Origin of the sequence: Methylobacterium indicum, assembly GCF_017347565.1 — a bacterium.
Classification (GTDB): Bacteria; Pseudomonadota; Alphaproteobacteria; order Rhizobiales; family Beijerinckiaceae; genus Methylobacterium; species Methylobacterium indicum.
Map to the genome: position 1 here is coordinate 6,412,138 of NZ_AP024145.1, position 19,044 is coordinate 6,431,181.

At 71.4% G+C, this 19,044-nt stretch carries 17 protein-coding genes; 7 read left to right on the forward strand and 10 right to left on the reverse strand.

Annotation, left to right across the window (positions count from 1 at the left end; translation table 11 throughout):
* Window positions 1-106: 106 nt before the first annotated feature.
* Window positions 107-358, forward strand: coding sequence for a DUF2798 domain-containing protein (locus miv_RS29750; protein ID WP_207180600.1), 252 nt, complete (start codon window positions 107-109; stop codon window positions 356-358).
* A 59-nt stretch (window positions 359-417) separates the two neighbouring features.
* Here miv_RS29750 and rpoD read toward each other — a convergent pair whose 3' ends face one another.
* The 4 genes from rpoD to miv_RS29770 all read right to left on the reverse strand — a co-directional run bounded on the left by rpoD (window position 418) and on the right by miv_RS29770 (window position 7,700).
* Window positions 418-2,415, reverse strand: a complete 1,998-nt coding sequence (gene rpoD, locus miv_RS29755) for an RNA polymerase sigma factor RpoD (RefSeq protein ID WP_048428705.1) — start codon at window positions 2,413-2,415, stop codon at window positions 418-420.
* Between the two features lie 215 nt (window positions 2,416-2,630).
* Window positions 2,631-4,547 (reverse strand): DNA primase, encoded by a 1,917-nt coding sequence (dnaG, locus tag miv_RS29760; protein ID WP_207180602.1) that lies wholly within the window; start codon window positions 4,545-4,547, stop codon window positions 2,631-2,633.
* Between the two features lie 120 nt (window positions 4,548-4,667).
* Window positions 4,668-6,761 carry a methyl-accepting chemotaxis protein gene (locus miv_RS29765; protein WP_125900951.1) on the reverse strand — a complete coding sequence of 698 codons (2,094 nt, stop codon included), beginning with the start codon at window positions 6,759-6,761 and terminating at the stop codon, window positions 4,668-4,670.
* 480 nt (window positions 6,762-7,241) lie between these two features.
* Entirely contained in the window at window positions 7,242-7,700 is a 459-nt protein-coding gene (locus miv_RS29770; RefSeq protein ID WP_048428707.1) for a GatB/YqeY domain-containing protein, read from the reverse strand.
* Between the two features lie 185 nt (window positions 7,701-7,885).
* Here miv_RS29770 and carA point away from each other — a divergent pair, with 185 nt between their 5' ends.
* The 3 genes from carA to miv_RS29785 all read left to right on the forward strand — a co-directional run bounded on the left by carA (window position 7,886) and on the right by miv_RS29785 (window position 10,338).
* Window positions 7,886-9,100, forward strand: a complete 1,215-nt coding sequence (carA, locus tag miv_RS29775; protein WP_207180606.1) for a glutamine-hydrolyzing carbamoyl-phosphate synthase small subunit — start codon at window positions 7,886-7,888, stop codon at window positions 9,098-9,100.
* Between the two features lie 141 nt (window positions 9,101-9,241).
* Complete coding sequence (locus tag miv_RS29780) at window positions 9,242-9,613, forward strand: hypothetical protein (RefSeq protein ID WP_058617203.1); 372 nt, start codon at window positions 9,242-9,244, stop codon at window positions 9,611-9,613.
* Between the two features lie 32 nt (window positions 9,614-9,645).
* Entirely contained in the window at window positions 9,646-10,338 is a 693-nt protein-coding gene (locus tag miv_RS29785; protein ID WP_207180608.1) for a class I SAM-dependent methyltransferase, read from the forward strand.
* Window positions 10,339-10,360: 22 nt separating this feature from the next.
* Here miv_RS29785 and miv_RS29790 read toward each other — a convergent pair whose 3' ends face one another.
* Window positions 10,361-10,843, reverse strand: coding sequence for a GNAT family N-acetyltransferase (locus miv_RS29790; protein ID WP_207180610.1), 483 nt, complete (start codon window positions 10,841-10,843; stop codon window positions 10,361-10,363).
* A gap of 137 nt (window positions 10,844-10,980) precedes the next feature.
* On the opposite strand from miv_RS29790, the gene miv_RS29795 reads away from it, so the two are divergent.
* Window positions 10,981-12,288, forward strand: coding sequence for a flavin monoamine oxidase family protein (locus miv_RS29795; RefSeq protein ID WP_207180612.1), 1,308 nt, complete (start codon window positions 10,981-10,983; stop codon window positions 12,286-12,288).
* A 3-nt stretch (window positions 12,289-12,291) separates the two neighbouring features.
* Here miv_RS29795 and miv_RS29800 read toward each other — a convergent pair whose 3' ends face one another.
* The 4 genes from miv_RS29800 to miv_RS29815 all read right to left on the reverse strand — a co-directional run bounded on the left by miv_RS29800 (window position 12,292) and on the right by miv_RS29815 (window position 15,259).
* Complete coding sequence (locus miv_RS29800; RefSeq protein ID WP_048428714.1) at window positions 12,292-12,657, reverse strand: hypothetical protein; 366 nt, start codon at window positions 12,655-12,657, stop codon at window positions 12,292-12,294.
* Window positions 12,658-12,748: 91 nt separating this feature from the next.
* Complete coding sequence (locus miv_RS29805; protein WP_058617199.1) at window positions 12,749-13,024, reverse strand: hypothetical protein; 276 nt, start codon at window positions 13,022-13,024, stop codon at window positions 12,749-12,751.
* Window positions 13,025-13,106: 82 nt separating this feature from the next.
* Window positions 13,107-14,225, reverse strand: coding sequence for a S1C family serine protease (locus miv_RS29810; RefSeq protein WP_048428716.1), 1,119 nt, complete (start codon window positions 14,223-14,225; stop codon window positions 13,107-13,109).
* Window positions 14,226-14,233: 8 nt separating this feature from the next.
* Complete coding sequence (locus miv_RS29815; protein ID WP_207180614.1) at window positions 14,234-15,259, reverse strand: DUF817 domain-containing protein; 1,026 nt, start codon at window positions 15,257-15,259, stop codon at window positions 14,234-14,236.
* Between the two features lie 123 nt (window positions 15,260-15,382).
* On the opposite strand from miv_RS29815, the gene miv_RS29820 reads away from it, so the two are divergent.
* Window positions 15,383-15,721, forward strand: coding sequence for a hypothetical protein (locus tag miv_RS29820; protein ID WP_058617197.1), 339 nt, complete (start codon window positions 15,383-15,385; stop codon window positions 15,719-15,721).
* Window positions 15,722-15,798: 77 nt separating this feature from the next.
* Here the strand turns inward: miv_RS29820 and miv_RS33865 are convergent, their stop codons facing one another.
* Entirely contained in the window at window positions 15,799-16,278 is a 480-nt protein-coding gene (locus miv_RS33865; protein ID WP_342345229.1) for a GIY-YIG nuclease family protein, read from the reverse strand.
* A gap of 504 nt (window positions 16,279-16,782) precedes the next feature.
* Between miv_RS33865 and scpA the strand changes: the two genes are divergently transcribed.
* Complete coding sequence (gene scpA / locus miv_RS29830) at window positions 16,783-18,945, forward strand: methylmalonyl-CoA mutase (RefSeq protein ID WP_048428720.1); 2,163 nt, start codon at window positions 16,783-16,785, stop codon at window positions 18,943-18,945.
* Window positions 18,946-19,044: the final 99 nt, after the last annotated feature.

A 19,044-nucleotide genomic window follows, 5' to 3' on the forward strand; every position in this document is an offset into this window, starting at 1 on the left:
CGGCCGTAAGCGTCTCACGTCAAGCAACGCGCTCCCTGGGTGGTTCCACCGGGCAAGCGCGCGTCGCCTTGGTCCGGGCGGGTCCATCCGCTTCGAAAGACGCGTCATGCCCACCTTCCTCACCCCGCGCCGCCTGCCGGCCCGGACCGCGCCGCTGGTGACCGCCTTCCTGCTCTCGATCCTGATGACCTGCATCGTCTCAGGCATCGCGACCCTGCTCAGCCTCGGCGCCACGTCCGATGCGCTGTGGCACTGGCCCCGCGCCTGGGGATTTTCCTGGATCGTCGCCTTTCCGACGCTGCTGCTCGTCCTGCCGCTGGTGCGGCGCGCCGTGGCACGGATCGTCGCGCCGCTGTAATGCACAAGGCCCGGGAGGCGGCTGCCTCCCGGGCCTTTCGCGATTGATCGTGGTGACGCTCAGTTGTCGAGGAAGCTGCGCAGCTTGCGCGACCGGCTCGGGTGCTTGAGCTTGCGCAGGGCCTTGGCCTCGATCTGGCGGATACGCTCGCGGGTCACCGAGAATTGCTGGCCGACCTCCTCGAGGGTGTGGTCGGTGTTCATGCCGATGCCGAAGCGCATGCGCAGCACCCGCTCCTCGCGGGGGGTGAGCGAGGCGAGCACCCGCGTCGTGGTCTCGCGCAGGTTCGACTGGATCGCCGCGTCGATCGGCAGGACGACGTTCTTGTCCTCGATGAAGTCGCCGAGGTGGGAATCCTCCTCGTCGCCGATCGGAGTCTCGAGGGAGATCGGCTCCTTGGCGATCTTGAGGACCTTGCGGACCTTCTCCAGCGGCATCGCCAGCTTCTCGGCCAGCTCCTCCGGGGTCGGCTCGCGGCCGATCTCGTGCAGCATCTGGCGCGAGGTCCGGACGATCTTGTTGATCGTCTCGATCATGTGCACCGGGATGCGGATCGTGCGGGCCTGATCGGCGATCGAGCGGGTGATCGCCTGCCGGATCCACCAGGTCGCGTAAGTCGAGAACTTGTAGCCGCGGCGATACTCGAACTTATCCACGGCCTTCATCAGGCCGATATTGCCCTCCTGGATCAGGTCCAGGAACTGCAGGCCGCGGTTGGTGTACTTCTTGGCGATCGAGATCACGAGCCGGAGGTTCGCCTCGATCATCTCCTTCTTGGCCTGGCGGGCTTCGCGCTCGCCCTTCTGGACCATGTGAACGATCTTCCGGTACTCCTGGATCTCCAGGCCGGTCTCGGAGGCGAGCGAGATGATCTGCTCGCGCAAAGTCAGGATGTTGACGGCGCCGCGCTCGGTAAAATTCTTCCAGCCCTTGCCACCGAGCTTGGCCACCCGCTCGACCCAGTGCGGATCGAGCTCGTAGCCCTGGTAGTGGCGCAGGAACTCGTCGCGGGCGACGCCGTGATTCTCGGCGAGCCGCATCAGGCGGCCCTCGTGCGAGATCAGGCGCTTGTTGATGTCGTAGAGCTGCTCGACCAGCGCCTCGATGCGGTTGGCGTTGAGCGACAGCGACTTCACGTCGGCGACGACGGTATTCTTCAGCTCGGAGTAGCGCTGCCCTTGCGACTCGGAGGCCTCGGCGCCCTTGAGCCGGGTCTCGGCCTGCTCGGCCTGGACCTTGCGCAGCTTGCGGTAGTTCTCGGCGATCGCGTCGAAGGTCTCGAGCACGCGCGGCTTCAGCTCGGCCTCCATGGCCGACAGCGACACGTTGTTCTCGAGGTCGTCCTCGTCGCCCTCGCCTTCCGGCGGGGTCTCGCCCTCGGCGTCGCCCTCCTCCTCGGCCTCGCCCTCGCCCTCGGCGGGGCCGGCGCGGCCGTCGGGGCCGGCATAGGTGGCTTCGAGATCGATGATGTCGCGCAGGAGCACCCGGCCGTCGACGAGCTCGTCGCGCCAGATGATGATGGCCTGGAAGGTCAGCGGGCTCTCGCACAGGCCGGCGATCATCGCCTCGCGCCCGGCCTCGATCCGCTTGGCGATCGCGATCTCGCCCTCGCGGGAGAGAAGCTCGACCGAGCCCATCTCGCGCAGGTACATCCGCACCGGATCGTCGGTGCGATCCGTCGGCTCCTTGGTGGTCTCGGCGCGCAGGGCGACGGGGCGGGCGGCGGCGACCTCGGCGACTTCGCCGCCCTCGCTCGCCTCTTCCTCCTCGGCGCCCTCCTGGGCCGGGGCCTCGCCCTGCTGCTCGTCGGCCTCCTCGGCCTCGACCACGTTCACGCCCAGCTCGGACAGCTGACCGAGCACGTCCTCGATCTGCTCGGAGGTGAACTCCTCCTGGGGCAGCACCTCGTTCAGCTCGTCGTAGGTGACGTAGCCGCGCTTCTTGGCGAGCTTGATCATCCGCTTGACGGAGGCATCCGTCAGGTCGAGGAGCGGGCCGTCGGTCTGCTGCTCGGGGGCCGCCTCGGTCTCGTCTCGTTCCGTTGCCTTCGTCGCCATGCTCAGCCTATGCTTCCCGGTGTCGGCAGTGCCCGGGCGGGGGAGGCTCCCGCCGTGCCGGCACCGTGATGTCGCGTCGGGCGGCGCGGGTGCCGTCCCAGGATCTCACGCAGAATTGCAAGCCATTCTATCGGCTTGCCGTAAACCAGTCGGGGCGCAAGCCGCAAGTCGTGCGTCGCCCGAGTCCCACGTCGCGAGGGGCCGCGAGCGGCCCGTCAGGACGATTCTCCGTCATCGGCCGCCTCCGTCTCGCCCTCGGCGCCGGCCACCACGGAGAGGCGGCCCTTCACGTCGCGCAGCCAGGCGAAATTGGCCTCCGTTTCCTCTTCCGCCAGGGCGCGTTCGGCGGCCCGGAGTTCGCTATGTAGCGTTCCGGCCTTGCGGTGCAAGATCACGGCCTGCCGAAGCGCGTCCTCCAGCCGCACCGGATCGGCGTGGGGATCGAGGATCCACCGGTCGCCGGGCCGCACGAGGCTCGCGACCCGGCCCGCGGCCGCCGTGAGCCCGGCGCGTTCGAGCCGCGCATCGAGAAGGGCCGCGTCGCTCGCACCTCCTTCCGCCGCGAGGTCGAGGAGCGCTCCGCGCAACGCCCGCGCATCCGCCCCCTCGAACGCGACCTCGGCCAGTTCCTCAGCCTCGCGGGCGAGCAATTCGGGATGGACCAGGAGGGCGGCGACGATCAGGGCCTCGCGGGAGGACGAGCCGCCGGAGAACAGCGAGGAGCGGGCGAGCAGCGGGCTCGCCCGGGCGGTGAGCCGCGGCGAGACCGGGGCAGGCGGCGCCCCGCGGCCCCGCGGCACGAAGGGCGTGCGCTCGCGGCCGTAGGCGCGGTCCCCGCCGCCGCCCGGCTGGCGGTTGGCGTTGTTGGGGCTCAGGGAGCGCAGGCGGGCCTCGATCTCGTCGCGGTAGTAGCGCTTCAGGGTCTCGTCGCGGATGCCGCCGACGATCTCGCGCAGGCGATGGGCGAGGCCGGCCCGCCGCTCCGGCGTGTCGACCGGGCTCATCTCGGTCTCGCGCGACCACAGGACGTCGACCAGGGGCTTGGCGCCGTCGAGCACCCGGTCGATCGCGCTCGGGCCGCTTGTGCGCAACAGGTCGTCCGGATCCTGGCCCTCGGGCATCAGGGCGAAGCGCAGGGATTTTCCCGGCTGCAGCGCCGGCAACGCCACGTCGAGGGCGCGGTAGGCGGCGCGCCGGCCCGCCCCGTCGCCGTCGAAGCACAGGATCGGCTCGTCGGCCATGCGCCAGAGCAGGGCGAGCTGGTCCTCGGTCAGTGCCGTGCCCAGCGAGGCCACCACCTCCGGGTGCCCGGCCAGCGTCATCGCGATGGCGTCGACGTAGCCCTCGACCGCGATCACCCGCCCGGTATCGTGCGCGCTCTTGCGGGCGGCGTGGTGGTTGTAGAGCATCCGCCCCTTGTGGAAGAGCGGCGTCTCGGAGGAGTTCAGGTATTTGGGCTTGGCGTCCGGGCTCATGCCGCGGCCGCCGAAGGCGACGACCCGGCCGCGCACGTCGCGGATCGGGAAGATCACCCGATCGCGAAAGCGGTCGAACGGGACCTTGATGTCGTCGCCGGTGGTGAGAAGGTTCAGCTCCACCATCAGCTCGGCCGGCACGTCCCGGGCGGCGAGGTGGTCGCGCAACGCGTAGCGCTCGGGCGGCGCGTAGCCGAGGCGGAAGGTGCGGCGGATCTCGCCGTCGAGCCCGCGGCCGGCGAGGTAGTCGCGGGCGCGGCCCCCCGCCCGCCCGGCGAGCTGCTCCTCGAAGAAGGCGCAGGCGAGCTCCATCACCTCGAGGGCGCCGCGCCGTCGGGTCTCGCTCTCGCGGGAGGCCTCGCTCGGTGCCGGCAGGGCGACCCCGGCCTCGGAGGCCAGGCGCTCGACGGCCTCGGGGAACGAGACCCCTTCCGTCTCCATCAGGAAGGTGAAGATGTCGCCGTGCTTGCCCGAGGAGAAGCAGTGATAGAACTGCTTCTGGTCGTTGACGTAGAAGGAGGGCGACTTTTCGGCGTTGAACGGCGACAGGCCGCGCCATTCCCGCCCCGCCTTCTTGAGGCGCACGCGCCGGCCGACGACCTCGGAGGCCGGCAGGCGGGAGCGGATCTCTTCGAGCAGATGAGGCGGATAGCGCACGATGACATCCGGTCCGGGGGATCTGCCTTGTAGCGCGTCTTGGTCAGCGGAGTCCTAACGGAGGCGGCATGGCCGCCCCCGGCGGCGACGGGTTGCCGTCAAGCCGCCCGGACGCGGCTGTCAGGCCGCCCGGACCGTGGCGAGGAAGCCGGTCAGCTCGGCCGAGAGCCGCTCGGATTGCCGCGACAGCTCGGAGGAGGCGGCGAGCACCTGGGTGGCCGCAGCGCCGGTCTCCCCGGCCGCGCCCGCCACCGCGGTGATCGTCTCCGTCATCGCATGGGTGCCGGTGGCGGCCTCGGCCACGTTGCGGACGATCTCGCGGGTCGCGATCCCCTGCTGGTCGACCGCCGCCGCGATCCCGACCGAGACCCGGTCGATCTCGGCGATCCGCCCGGTGATCGCCTCGATCGCCGTGACCGCGTCGCCGGTCTTGCCCTGGATGCGACCGATCTGGCCGGTGATCTCCTCGGTCGCCCGCGCCGTCTGGCCGGCGAGCTCCTTCACCTCCGCCGCCACCACGGCAAAGCCCCGGCCGGCAACCCCAGCGCGGGCCGCCTCGATCGTGGCGTTGAGCGCGAGCAGGTTGGTCTGGGCCGCGATCGACGAGATCAGGCCGACGACATCGCCGATGCGGGCGACCGCTTCGCTCAGTTCGCGCATGTGACCGGCGGTGCCGGCGGCCTCGTCGACCGCCGTGCGGGCGAGCGCGGCCGATCCCGTGACCTGTCGGCCGATCTCGCCCACCGAGGCGCCGAGCTCCTCGGCGGCCGCCGCGACGGTGCCGACATTCTCGGCGGTCTGCCCGGCGGCGGCCGCGACGGCGGTGGTGCGTCCGGCGGTCCGCGTGGCTCCGTCGCTCATCGCGGCGGCGGTGGTCTGAAGTTCCGCGGCCGAGGCCGTGACCTGCCCGACGATGCCGCCCACGGTCCGCTCGAAGGAATCCGCCATCTGGCGCATCCCGATCCGGCGCTGCTCTTCGGCCGAGGCGCGGGCCTGCGCCGTCTCCGTCTCCAGGGCGCGGGCGCGGATCAGGTTGTCGCGAAACACCTGCACGGTCGCCGCCATGGCGCCGATCTCGTCGCGCCGGCCGACCGCCGGCACCGTCACGCTGGCATCGCCCTCCGCCAGCGCCTGCATCGCCTGCGTCATGCGGCGGATCGGCCGGGCGATGCGCAGCTGCGCGACCGCACAGCTCGCGCCCACCAGCAGCAGGGCCGCCGCGAACAGGGCCGCGTTGGCGATCAGCCGCCGCTGGGCGGCCTCGGCCGCGTCGGCCGCCCGCTCGGCGCCGACGCTGAGGGCCTCGCTCGCCACCGCCACCAGGGTGTTGAGCTTCGGGGTAACGAATTTCTGCCACTCGGGCAGTGTCATCGCCGCCTCGGCGCCGGGCGCGAAGGCGCGCAGGTTGCGCTGGATGGCGGTGCTGACCTCGGGCGTGAAATAGGCGCCCTGCGCGGCCGCGACCGAGGCCGCGATGCGCGGCGGCAGATCGGCGGAGGCCCCCTCGACCATGGCCCAGGCCGCCTCGTAGCGGCCGCGCAGGGCCTGCACCGCATCGGCCTGCTCGGGCGTCAGGGGCGTCCGGGTCGACAGGACGGTGTTGACCACGACCGCCAGCGAGCCGGCGGTGGCCCGCGTCGTCCAGGCATTGGTCTTGATGCCGGTCAGGAGCCGGGTTTCGGGGTCGAGGCGGGCCATCTGGCGCTCGAGCGAGGCCGAGACGCCCTCGAGCCGGGACAGGACGGCGTCGCCGGTCTTCAGCACCCGCGGGGCGAGGGCCTTGTCGCGGGCACCCACGTCGACGCCGTAGGCCTCGTCGGCGAGGCGCCGCAGGGCAAGCTGGTCGCGATAGGCGGCGTCGAGCGCCTTCAGCGCCTCGGCGAGGCCCGGCACCGCGAGGTCGGCAGGCGCGGCGAGGAGCGCGCCGACCGCGCCGTCGACCCGGCCGCGATGACCGTCGATGACCTTGCGCATCGTCGCGACCTGATCGCCCGACAGGCTCAAGGTGGCGGCAGTGTCGCCGCGCTCCGAGCGGAAAGCCTGCATCGCGTCGAGGACGCGCTGGTCGAGCCGGGCGGCGGCCGCCACGGTCCCGGCATCGCGATGCCCGGTCCAGGCCCGGAGCACCCCGTCGAGGGTCACCGCGCCGACGATCGCGCCCAGCGCCAGCGTGATCCCGAGCACCAGCGCCCGGACAGACAACAGCGATCTCACCACGGACCTCCACGCACGCAATCCCACCAAGTTTCCATGGGACCGCACGCGCATTCTGACGGAATTACTCTTAATCAAAAACTAACAATATCAGGCCGTGAACGCCAAAACGCTGCGGCGCCAAGCGAATACGCAGATTTGCTGCAGGACGAGCGGTCGTTGGATTACATGCGCTCGTCATGATGCCGCAGTACCGGGCGACACAGACCGGCCCGCACTTCCGACATCCGATTCATCGGCCGGTGCCGCAGGGGTTCGCCCGGAGCTTGACCGCTCTGCGCGACGCGACGCCCGAACGACGAAACGGCGCGGATCGCCCGGCCCTCGTGGGGGAGCCGGGGATCCACGCCGTTTCGAATCGGACCGATCGACCATGGGACCGGTGGACCGCGAACCGGCCCCGGCCCGCGGGACGAGGACGCGGATCCGCCCCCCTCCCCCGACGGGGTCGGGGCGAACCGGGGTAGAACCGGAGGGCGGTCAGCCCTGGGCCAGCATTCCCTTCACCAGGCCGCTCGCCTTGGCGAAGTCCATCCGGCCGGCATAGGCCCCTTTGAGGGCGGCGATGACCTTGCCCATGTCCTTCGGCGAGGCGGCACCGGTCTCGGCGATGGCGGCCTGGATGGCCGCACGGGTCTCGTCCTCGTCCATCTGCTGGGGCAGGAACTGGGCGATGATCGCGGCCTCGGCGCGCTCGGCCTCGGCGAGTTCCGGGCGGCCGCCCTGGTCGTAGACCGTGGCGGATTCGTTGCGCTGCTTGATCATCTTCTGGAGCAGGGAAAAGATCTCCTCGTCGGAGAGCGGCTCCTTGGCCAAGCCGCGGGCCTCGATGTCCTTGTCCTTCAGGGCGGCCTGGATCAGCCGGACGGTGGCGAGCTTCGCCTTGTCGCCGGCCTTCATGGCTTCCTTCATCTCGGCGGTGAGGCGCTGGCGCAGCATGCCGGTCTCCTGATGTTCTCGTGGGGGGCGAGGCACTTGCACGTGCTCCCGCAAGGCTCTTGAAAGTCGAGGCGCTTGAGGGGATACCGGAGCATCCCCAGATTGACCGGGCCGCCGCCGGCCTCGTAAACAGCCGGCCGCGCCCGTCGGCCGGACCCGGCCGCGACATAAGCGAGATCAATATCATGCTGCAAGACGACGCGGCCGCCCCCGCGCAACCCGAAGGCTGGGCCGAGCCCGTCGCGACCGCCCTCCTGGTGCTCGCCGACGGCACGATCCTGGAGGGTTTCGGCATCGGCGCCACCGGCGAGGCCGCCGGCGAGGTCTGCTTCAACACCGCGATGACCGGCTACCAGGAGATCCTGACCGATCCGTCCTATGCCGGGCAGATCGTCACCTTCACCTTCCCGCATATCGGCAATGTCGGCACCAACGACGAGGACCTCGAGAGCCTCGACGCGGCGCCGGCCTCCGGCGTGCGCGGCGCGGTCATCGCCTCGGCGGTGACGAACCCCTCGAACTGGCGCTCGTCGCGTCACCTCGACGGCTGGCTCAAGGCCCGCGGCATCGTCGGCATCACCGGCATCGACACCAGGGCGCTCACCGCGCTGATCCGCGACCGCGGCATGCCGAACGCCATCCTGGCCAACGACCCGGCGGGCCGCTTCGACCGCGAGGCCCTGACCGCCAAGGCCGCCGCGCTGCCGCCGATGGAAGGCCTCGACCTCGTGCCGCCGGTGACGAGCAAGGCCTCCACCACCTGGGGCGAGACCTCCTGGCAGCACCCGGCCGGCTACGGCAGCCGGGCGGCGGGCGAAGGCCTCAAGGTCGTGGCGATCGATTACGGCGTGAAGCGCAACATCCTGCGCCTCCTCGCCAAGGCCGGCTGCGACGTCACCGTGGTGCCCGCTACTGCCACCGCCGACGAGGTGCTGGCGCTGAAGCCCGACGGCGTCTTCCTGTCGAACGGCCCGGGCGACCCGGCGGCGACCGGCGAATACGCCGTGCCGGTGATCCGTGCCCTCCTCGACCAGAAGGTCCCGACCTTCGGCATCTGCCTCGGGCACCAGCTGATGGGCCTCGCGCTCGGCGGCCGGACCGTGAAGATGAGCCAGGGCCATCACGGCGCCAACCACCCGGTGAAGGACCACACCACCGGCAAGGTCGAGATCGTCTCGATGAACCACGGCTTCGCGGTCGATCCCGCCAGCCTGCCGGCGAACGCCGTCGAGACCCACGTCTCGCTGTTCGACGGCTCGAATTGCGGCCTGTCCCTCACCGACCGTCCGGCCTTCTCGGTGCAGCACCACCCGGAGGCCTCGCCGGGGCCGCAGGACAGCCACTACCTGTTCGACCGGTTCGTCAGCCTCATGCGCGAGACGAAAGGCAGCAACGCGTAACTCCGAAAAAGGTTGCGGCCGATTCCGGCCGCAGCCACAAAAAACCCGAACTCGCGGCCGATTCTCCCGGCCGTCCACGGGGCCTTCGAGCGACGACGATCCAACGATCGTCGCGGGGCCGCGATTTCGGGGGCTTGCCCAGTGACCGACCACGCCGCGACCGACACCTTCTCGCGCCTGCACCGCACCTTCACGACCCATCTCGGCATCGCCGTGGGGCTGGCCTGGGTCACCACCCTGGCGGCCGCCGTTCAGGCGCCGTGGGTGCGCAACATCCGGGCGCTGATCGACCCGATGGCGAGCCGCGTCGAGAGCACCTGGTCGTTCCTGTTCGCGATGCCGGTGGTGCTGACGCTGGCCTGGCTCGGCGCCCTCTACGGCCGCGAGACCCTGCGCGAGCTGCGCGCCCTGCCGAACGACGCCGCCGAGTTCGCGCTGGCCGCCGTCGTCGCCTTCGCGGTGTTCTACCTCTCGATCGACCGCGCGATCTCGGTGCTGTTCATCGGCGGCTGAGGCCGCACGGCGCCGGGAGCGGGAGGAACGGCGTGGTCTCCTCCTGGCGCGAATTCTGGGACCGGGACACCCCGATCTACGTCAACGCCCGTCACAAGGCCCGGCACTATGCCGGGCTGGCGGACGAGATCGCCGCGCTGGTGCCGCATCCGGGGGCGATCGTCCTCGACCATGGCAGCGGCGAGGCGCTCTTCGCCGACCGGATTGCCGAGGTCTGCGGCCGGCTCCTCCTCTGCGACGCCTCCCCGCGCCGGCGCGACGCCCTCAGGCAGCGATTCGCCGGCATGCCGACCATCGCCGTGCTCGCGCCCGAGGAGGTCGCCGCCCTGCCCGCGGCGAGCCTCGACCTCGTGGTGGCGAATTCCCTGGCGCAGTACCTGACGGCCGCCGAACTCGAGGCCTGTCTGAGGGACTGGCACCGCGCCCTCGCGCCGGGCGGCCGCCTGATCCTCGCCGACGTGATCCCGCCGCAGCTCGGCGCCGTCGCGGACGCGGCCGCCCTCCTGGCCTTCGCACGGCGCGACGGCTTTCTCCTCGCAGCCCTGCTGGGCCTCGCCCGCACGCTCCTGTCGGATTACCGCAGCTTGCGCCGCCGGCTCGGCCTGTCCCGCTACGACGAGGCGGACATGCTCGCCCGGCTGCGCGATGCCGGCTTCACGGCGCAGCGGATGCCGCGAAACCTCGGGCACAACCAGGGGCGGATGGCGTTCGTGGCGCGGGTGTGAGCGATCGGCTTCCCGGCCGCGCTCACAACGCCTGGAACATCACCAGCGCATCCACATACCCGTGGGTCGGATGCCGAAACGCCAGCGGCAGGCGCCCGACCGTCTCGAAGCCGAGGGAATGCCATAGCCGCACCGCCCGCTCGTTCGTGCTGACGACGAAGTTGAACTGCATGCCCCGATAGCCGCGGGCGCGGGCGTGAGCGAGGGAATGCTCCGCCATCCCCCGGGCGATTCCCCGTCCCGTCGCGCCGGTGCGCGTCATGTACCCGCAATTGCAGACGTGGCTGCCGCCGCCGGCCTGATTCGGCCGCATGTAGTAGGTGCCGACGACCTCGCCCGCCTCCTCGGCGACGAAGGTCTCCTTGTCCGGCCCCATCCAGTAGGCCAGGGCCTCGGCCTCGGTCATGTCCGGGTCGAGGGTGTAGGTCTCGCCGGCGCGGATCACCGGCGCGAGGATCGACCAGATGGCGGGGGCGTCGTCGGGACGGGCGGGGCGGATCGGCATGGCGAGGCTCATAGCGGCGCGGCGACCGGCACGGAAGCGCGGCGGCTCGGGCCGGTGATATTTCGCCACGTCCGCCTTGCCGGCGGACCACCACCGCCGAATTGAGACTGCTTGAAGAACCGATACGGAGAACCGGGATGACGCTGTCGCGTCGCTCCCTCCTGGCCGGAGCGGCCGTGCTGGCGGCCTCCGCCAGGGCCCGCGCCGCCGCGGAGGTCGAGGTCGTGGTGATCGGTGCCGGGGCCGCCGGCCTCGCCGCGGCGGCGGCGATCCGCCGGGGCGGCCACGGCGTCGTGGTGCTGGAAGCGCGGACGCGTATCGGTGGGCGGGCTTTCACCGAGACCGCCCTGGGGGCGGGACGAAGCTTCGATGCCGGAGCGCAATACGTCCACTGGGCCGAGCGCAACCCCTGGCGGGAGATCGTGCAGGCATCGGGCGTGCGGACGAGCGACGACGCCACGGGATCCTGGCCGGTCCTGATCAAGGACGGGATACGCGCGAGCGAGGACGAGCGCCGCCAGCGCCGGGCGGGGTTCGGCCGGGTGAGCGGCCTCCTCGACCATCCGGCCGGGCCGGACCGCTCGGTGGCGCAGGCCGTGGCGGGGGAGGACGAAGCGGTGCGGGGGGCGGCGACGGGGCTCACCCGCCTCACCCTCGGCGAGGAGCCGGACCGGGTGTCGTCCGCCGATTACGACCAGCTCTGGTCCGGCGACGACATCTGGGTCGACGGCTACGGCGCCCTCGTCGCCCGCCACTATGCCGGGTTGCCGGTGCGTGTCGGCATGCCGGCGACGGGGATCGACTGGCGCGGCCCGGGCGTGGCGGTCGAGACGCCGGGCGGTACCCTGCGGGCGGCCTGCGCGATCGTGACCGTGCCGGTCGGCGTGCTGGCGGCGGGCAGCGTGCGCTTCACCCCCGACCTGCCGGCTTCGACCGCCGCGGCCGTGGCGGGGCTGGGGATGGGCGCCTACACCAAGATCGGCCTCGCCCTCGACCCGGCCGAGGCGAAGGATCTTCGCGACGCCGTGATCCTGACGAGCGGCACGCCGGGCTTCACCGCCTATCTGGAGATGCGGCCCTTCGACAGGCCGCTGGCGGTGCTGCATTGCGGCGGCGACGGCGCCCGCGCCCTGTGCGAGGCCGGCGAGGCGGCGGCCGTCGCAGCGGCGACAGATTATCTGGCGAGCGTGTTCGGGGCCGGAATCCGCGGCGCCGTGTCGGGCGGGCGGCTCGCTGCGTGGTGGACCGACCCGTTCAGCCGGGGCAGCTACTCCATCGCGCGGCCCGGGCGGCTTGCCGCCCGCGAGGCGCTGCGGGTCCCCCTCGCCGAGCGGGTGTTCTTCGCGGGCGAGGCCGCGGCGGGCGGGGGCGCGATGACGGTCGGCGGCGCGACGCTCGATGGCGAGCGGGCGGCACGCGCCGTGCTGGCGCGGCTCGGCTCGTGACGCTCAGTGCAGCGTCTGCCGCGGCCCGTCGGCCGGCCGGCGCTCCCAGGCCTGGACCAGGCTGCCGGCGACGCCCCCATCGCACAGCAAGGTGCTGAGGTCGCAGAAGGCGCGTTCGCTCACCGCGAAGTCGGTCGCGGTCTCGAAATCGTCCGGCTCGTCGTCGGTCGAGGCGGTGAAGCGGTCGAAGGCCGCCGACATCTCCGCGAAGGCGAAGGCCACCGGCATGGTGCGGAACACCGTGATGCCGTCCGCCTCGACGTCGCCGGTGTCGAGGTCGCGCATGCGCACGACGTAGCCGTCGGCGTGCTCGGCGATTTCGTAGCGCCAGTGGCGGCCTTCGCAGGCCGCAAGGATCGTCGCGCCCATCACCTGCGCCCTCCATGTCGGTCGAGGAGCGAATGCGGGGGCGGCCCGGAGGGTTCCGGTGCGCCCGGGTCGCGGAGGGCACAAGGGATGGCTATCGCGTGCGTGCACCGACCTCGTAGGCTGCCCGGCCGCTGACGCGCAGCGAGGTGCCGTTGCCGAGATCGATGAAGCCGGGGGCGGCCCCGCTCCGCACGGCCTGAGGCGCCTCGCGGCAGTCCGGCCGGTCGGGCAGGCGCACGCCGGGCGGTGCGTCCTGCGGGCACAGGCGGGCCGGGCGGACGCCGCGCTCGCCCGCGACGGCGGGCAGCGCGACGGCGGCCGGAACGAGAACGGCCAGGGCGAGGATGGCGGAGGAACGTGCGGTCACGGCGGGGCGGCTCGGCGAGGGGTCGGCCCCAGGATAGCCTTTCGCCCCGCGCGCGGCGAGCCGTGCGGCGGCGGCCGCACGATCACCGTCGTCCCCGGCCCATATCGGCCGGGGTGACCGTGACGGTGACGGCCCGCCCGTCGCGCTCGACCTGGAGCGCGACGCTGCGGCCGACGCCGCTCGCTTCCAGCGCCGCGGTCAGGTCGGCCAGCCGCCGCACCGGGCGGCCGTTCACCCCCATGATGATGTCGCCGAGTTCCCCGCTCGCCGAATCGACGCCCTGGAGGCCGGCCTGGGCGGCGGGCGATCCCGGCAGGACCCGCACCACCACGATGCCGTCGATGCCGAGCCGCGCCGCCGCGTCCTCGCTCGCCGCCACGATGCCGATGCCCGGGCTCGGGGTGCGGCCGGTGCGGATCAGGTTCGGTACCACCCGGTTGACCACGTCGACCGGAATGGCGAAGCCGATGCCGGCGCTGGCGCCCGAGGGCGAGAAGATCGCGGTGTTGACGCCGATCAGGCGCCCGGCGGAATCGAGCAGCGGGCCGCCGGAATTGCCCGGGTTGATCGCCGCGTCGGTCTGGATCACGCCCGACAGCTCGCGGCCCTCCGCGGTCGGCAGCCGGCGCTGGAGGGCGCTGACCACGCCGGTCGTCAGGGTGTGGTCGAGGCCGAACGGGTTGCCGATCGCGTAGGTGAACTGCCCGACCTTCAGGTCGCCGGAGGTGCCGATGGCGATCGGCGGCGGGCTGGCGGTGACGCGCCCGAGCTTCAGCACCGCGAGGTCGTAGTTCGGATCGGTGCCGGCGAGCGTCGCGGGGACGACCTCGCCGGTGGAGAGCCGGACCTGGATGTCGCCGCCGCCCTGGATGACGTGGTTGTTGGTCACGATGTGGCCGGCCGCGTCCCAGACGAAGCCGGAGCCGGTCTGCTCGCCCCCGCCCTGCCGGCGCTCGCCGGTCTCGGGATCGAACGAGACCGCCCCCTGCTGCGCCCGGGCGAAGACGTAGACCACCGAGGGCGCGGCGCGCTCGAACAGGGCCACCGTCGAGGCCTCGGCCTGCGAGAGGTCGCCCCGCGCCGTCACCGCCCGCGGCGCGTCGGCGGAGAAGAGCAGGCTCGTGACGTAGGGCTGCGCCACGAACAGGGCGAGCAGCAGCAGGGCCGCCGTGACGGCGATCCGCAGGAAACGATCGGGCACCGGTTTCGTCACTCCGTGGGACAGGCTGCGGTGGAGGGGACGGCGATGGAACACGCGGCCGGGGACGGACCCGCGGGAGCGCGGCCCGCCTCCCGGCCTGCCCTTCGGGAACTGGGCCGGCCCGGCGCCACGTCAATCTCCGGGCCGGCGACGGTTTTCGCCTCGGCAAAGATCCTGGGCCGGCTCACCAGGGCGACCAGGGTGTAGGAGATGATCATCAGGAGGAACCACGAGCCGAATTTCTGCGGCGACACCGCGGCCCAGCCGGCGGCCTGATGCGGGTAGATCCAGCCCCGCGTCGCCGTGCCGATGTTCTCGGCAAACCAGATGAACAGGGTGACGAGGAGGAGGCCCAGCAGCAGCGGCATCCGCCGGTGGACCCGCCAGACCTTGAAGTGGATCACCGCGGGTCCGAACAGGAGGGCGGCGGCCGCGAACAGGCCGAGGCGCATATCCGCCACGACGTGCTGGGTGAAGAAGTTCGCGTAGATCGCCAGCGACAGGACCGCGAGGGCCCAGAGCGGCGGGTGGCGGGTGAAGCGGAAATCGAACAGGCGCCAGACCCGGGCGAGGTAGGAGCCGACGCTGGCGTACAGGAAGCCGGTGAAGAGCGGCACGCCCGCGAGGCGCAGCAGGCTCGGCTCGGGGTAGACCCAGGAACCGACCTTCGTCTTGAACAGCTCCATGGCGGTGCCGACGACGTGGAAGACCAGGATCACCTTGGCCTCCTCCCAGGTCTCCAGGCGGAAGGCCAGCATCGCGACCTGGATCCCGACCGCCGCGAGCGTCAGGAGGTCGTAGCGGGCGAGCGGCGCGCCCGCCGGATAGATGAGGTGGGTGAGGATCAGGAGCCCGCACAACGCCCCGCCGAACAGGCAGGCCCAGCCCTGCTTCACGCCGAAGCGCACGAACTCGTAGAGGCCGGCCGCCGCCTTGCCGCGCGCCTGCGCCCATTCCCCCAGGCCCGCTTCCCGGGCGGACAGGCGCGCGAGCGGTGCCCAGAGCCGCGCGGCACTGTCGGGGTCGGGCGGCATCGCGTCACCGCCGGATGGCGCCGCGGCACGAGCAGGTGGCGCTGCGGCCGAAGGACCCGGCAAGGTTGCAGGCATGGGGCGGGGTCTCTAGGCTTGAGGCCTCCCCCATACGAAAGGTCCGGAATGCTCCGCAAGCCGTCGCTGTCGCCTCGCCGTCTCGCCTCCGTCGTCGCCATCACCCTCGCGCTCGCCACCCTCGCGAACGCCGCCGAGGCCTCGCCCCGCCAGAACCGGGCGGAGGCCTGCAGCCGCGCCCGCAGCGACGGCGAGCGCGAGGGACTCGGCTGCTGGCGGCTGCGGCACGAGGCCGGCCGCGGCCAGCGCATCCATGGCGGCGCGGCGGTGGCGGACTTCTACGCCACCGTCCCGGCGGAGCGGGAATCCGCCGACGCGAAGGCCGACCAGCGCCGCCGGGACTGGGCGCGGGCGAGGGCCCGCGGGACGATGGCAGGGAGTGAGTGAAGGCCCCTGAGACACGCAATGCGGCGCTTTCCGCGTCGATTTCCCGGTGACGGACCAACGGTCTGACATCCTGCGCGTCATCCTGGGGCCGCGAAGCGGAATCCGGGATCCAGAACCGCTACCGATGCTGGGCGCAGCGGAACCCTGTTCGCCTCGTTTTGGATATGTTGGCGATTATGGATCCCGGCTTCTCGCTTCGCGAGCCCCAGGATGACGTGGAGGGCGTGAGACAGGTCGTGGCTCGTCTGCCATGGCACCCGATCGATCTCAAAAGCCGGCCAGCGTCGAATACAGATCGCTCCAGCCTGGATGAAATCCTCAACCAGCTTGAGCTTCCAGTCCCGACGCCACCGCTTCAAGTCCTTCTCGCGTGCGATCGCCTCGTTGATGCTCTCGTAGGTCTCGTACCAGACCAACCGCGCAACATCGTATCGTGCCGTGAAACCGCCTAAAACCTTCGTCTGGTGCTCGAAGACCCGTCGGGCAAGGTTGTTCGTGACACCGATATACAGGGTCCCGTGAGGCCGGCTGGCCATCATGTACACGAAAGACGCCATCCCATCGGCCTCTCTGCGCGACGATCCGGGATTCGGCAGGATCGTGCATGATCGACACTGACAGTGACGTCTCTCTACGTCATCCCGGGGCCGCGAAGCGGAACCCGGGATCCATAACCGCTGACAATGCTGGACTGGGCGGAACGCAGGTCGCTTCGTTCCGAACCGCTGGCGATGATGGATCCCGGAAACACCCAAGACGCGCCCCACGGTGACGTTGCGAGTGTGATGTCGTCCGGGGACCGCACCAGCCACGCACTGCGTGAGTCGATCCGGTCCCCCGACGGAACCGTCATGAGCCCACCGAAACCACCCGGCTCCCGTTCCTCACGCCCGTCGCCGAACTGACGACGGCTTTCGCGGTGACCGGCGCGACGGGCCGCCAAGACCGCCCTCGAGACGCGCCGACCGCGCCGCGCCTCCGACCTTCCACCCATTGGCCGCCGCAGCGCCGGCCCCTATAAGTTGGCGACAAGGAACGCCAGCAACGAGAGCCGCAGGCCGATGACCCGCATCCCGGATTTCTCGGAAATCGCCTTCGCGCCGTCCGCGGCGGCCAGCGCCGCCGCGTCGGCCGCCGAGCCGTGGATGACCCCCGAGGGCATCCCGGTGAAGGGAGCTTACGGTCCGCAGGACCGGGAGGGCCTGAACCTCGCCGGCTCCTATCCGGGCGTCGCGCCGTTCCTGCGCGGCCCCTACCCGACCATGTATGCGAGCCAGCCCTGGACGATCCGGCAATATGCCGGCTTCTCCACGGCCGAGGATTCGAACGCCTTCTACCGCCGCAACCTCGCGGCCGGGCAGAAGGGCCTGTCGGTCGCCTTCGACCTCGCGACCCATCGCGGCTACGATTCCGACCACCCGCGGGTCTCGGGAGATGTCGGCATGGCGGGCGTCGCGATCGATTCGATCTACGACATGCGGACGCTCTTCTCGGGGATTCCCCTCGATGAGATGACCGTGTCGATGACGATGAACGGCGCGGTGCTGCCGGTGCTGGCCCTCTACATCGTCGCGGCCGAGGAGCAGGGCGTGCCGCCGGCAAAGCTCGCCGGCACGATCCAGAACGACATCCTCAAGGAGTTTATGGTCCGCAACACCTACATCTACCCGCCGGCCGGGTCGATGCGGATCATCTCGGACATCTTCGCCTACACCTCGGCCAACATGCCGAAGTTCAACTCGATCTCGATCTCCGGCTACCACATGCAGGAGGCCGGGGCGACGCAGGACCTCGAGCTCGCCTACACGCTGGCCGACGGCGTCGAGTACATCCGCGCCGGCCTGGCGGCGGGGCTCGACATCGACAAGTTCGCCCCGCGCCTGTCGTTCTTCTGGGCGATCGGGATGAACTTCTTCATGGAGGTGGCCAAGATGCGGGCGGCGCGCCTGCTCTGGGCCTCCATGGTCAAGGATTTTTCTCCGAAATCCGACAAGTCGCTGGCGCTCCGCACCCACTCGCAGACGAGCGGATGGTCGCTGACGGCGCAGGACGTGTTCAACAACGTCACCCGCACCTGCGTCGAGGCGATGGCGGCGACGCAAGGGGGCACCCAGTCGCTGCACACCAACGCGCTCGACGAGGCGCTGGCGCTCCCCACCGACTTCTCGGCCCGCATCGCCCGCAACACCCAGCTCTTCCTGCAGCAGGAGAGCGGCACCACCCGGATCATCGATCCGTGGGGCGGCTCCTACTACGTCGAGCGGCTGACCCAGGACCTCGTCGCCCGGGCCTCCGCCCATATCCGCGAGGTCGAGGCGCTCGGGGGCATGGCGAAGGCGATCGAGGCCGGCATCCCGAAGCTGCGCATCGAGGAAGCGGCGGCCCGCACCCAGGCCCGGATCGATTCGGGCCAGCAGGTCATCGTCGGCGTCAACCGCTACAAGCCCGACGGCGACCGGGCGATTGACCTCCTGCGGGTCGACAACGGCAACGTCCGCACGCTCCAGATCGACAAGCTCAAGCGCCTGCGCGGGGAGCGCGACGCGCAGGCGGTGGAGGCGCGGCTCGCGGCGCTGACGGAAGCCGCCAAGGGCAGCGGCAACCTTCTGGCGCTCGCCGTCGAGGCGGCGCGGGCGAAGGCCACGGTCGGCGAGATCTCGGAGGCCCTGGAGCGGGCCTGGGGCCGGCACCGGGCCGAGATCCGGGCGATCTCGGGCGTCTACAAGCGGGAGATGGGCGGCATGTCGGCGGCGGTCGAGCGGGTGCGCGGGCTGGTCGAGGCCTTCGAGGAATCGGACGGGCGCCGTCCCCGCATCCTCGTCGCCAAGATGGGCCAGGACGGGCACGACCGCGGCCAGAAGGTCATCGCGTCCGCTTTCGCGGATCTCGGCTTCGACGTCGATATCGGGCCGCTCTTCGCCACTCCCGAGGAGGCCGCGCGCCAGGCGGTGGAGAACGACGTTCACATCGTCGGCGTCTCGTCGCTCGCCGCAGGCCACCTGACGCTCGTGCCGGAACTCAAGCGGGCGCTCGACGAGGCCGGCCGGCCCGACGTGATGATCGTCGTCGGCGGCGTGATCCCGCCGGGCGACTTCGCGGCGCTCCGCCAGGCGGGTGCCTCGGCGATCTTCCCGCCCGGCACCGTCATCGCGGAAGCGGCGGCGGAGCTCATCGCCGAGCTGAACGGCCGCCTCGGCTACGCCCCGCGCGCGGCCGCCGAGTAGCCGCGCGCAAGCCGTGACCCGGCGAGCGGCCGGGTCTTAGTGTCTCTCACGAAACTCCCGTCGGGCCGACGCCGCCTCATTGAGCGCCGACGGCGACCG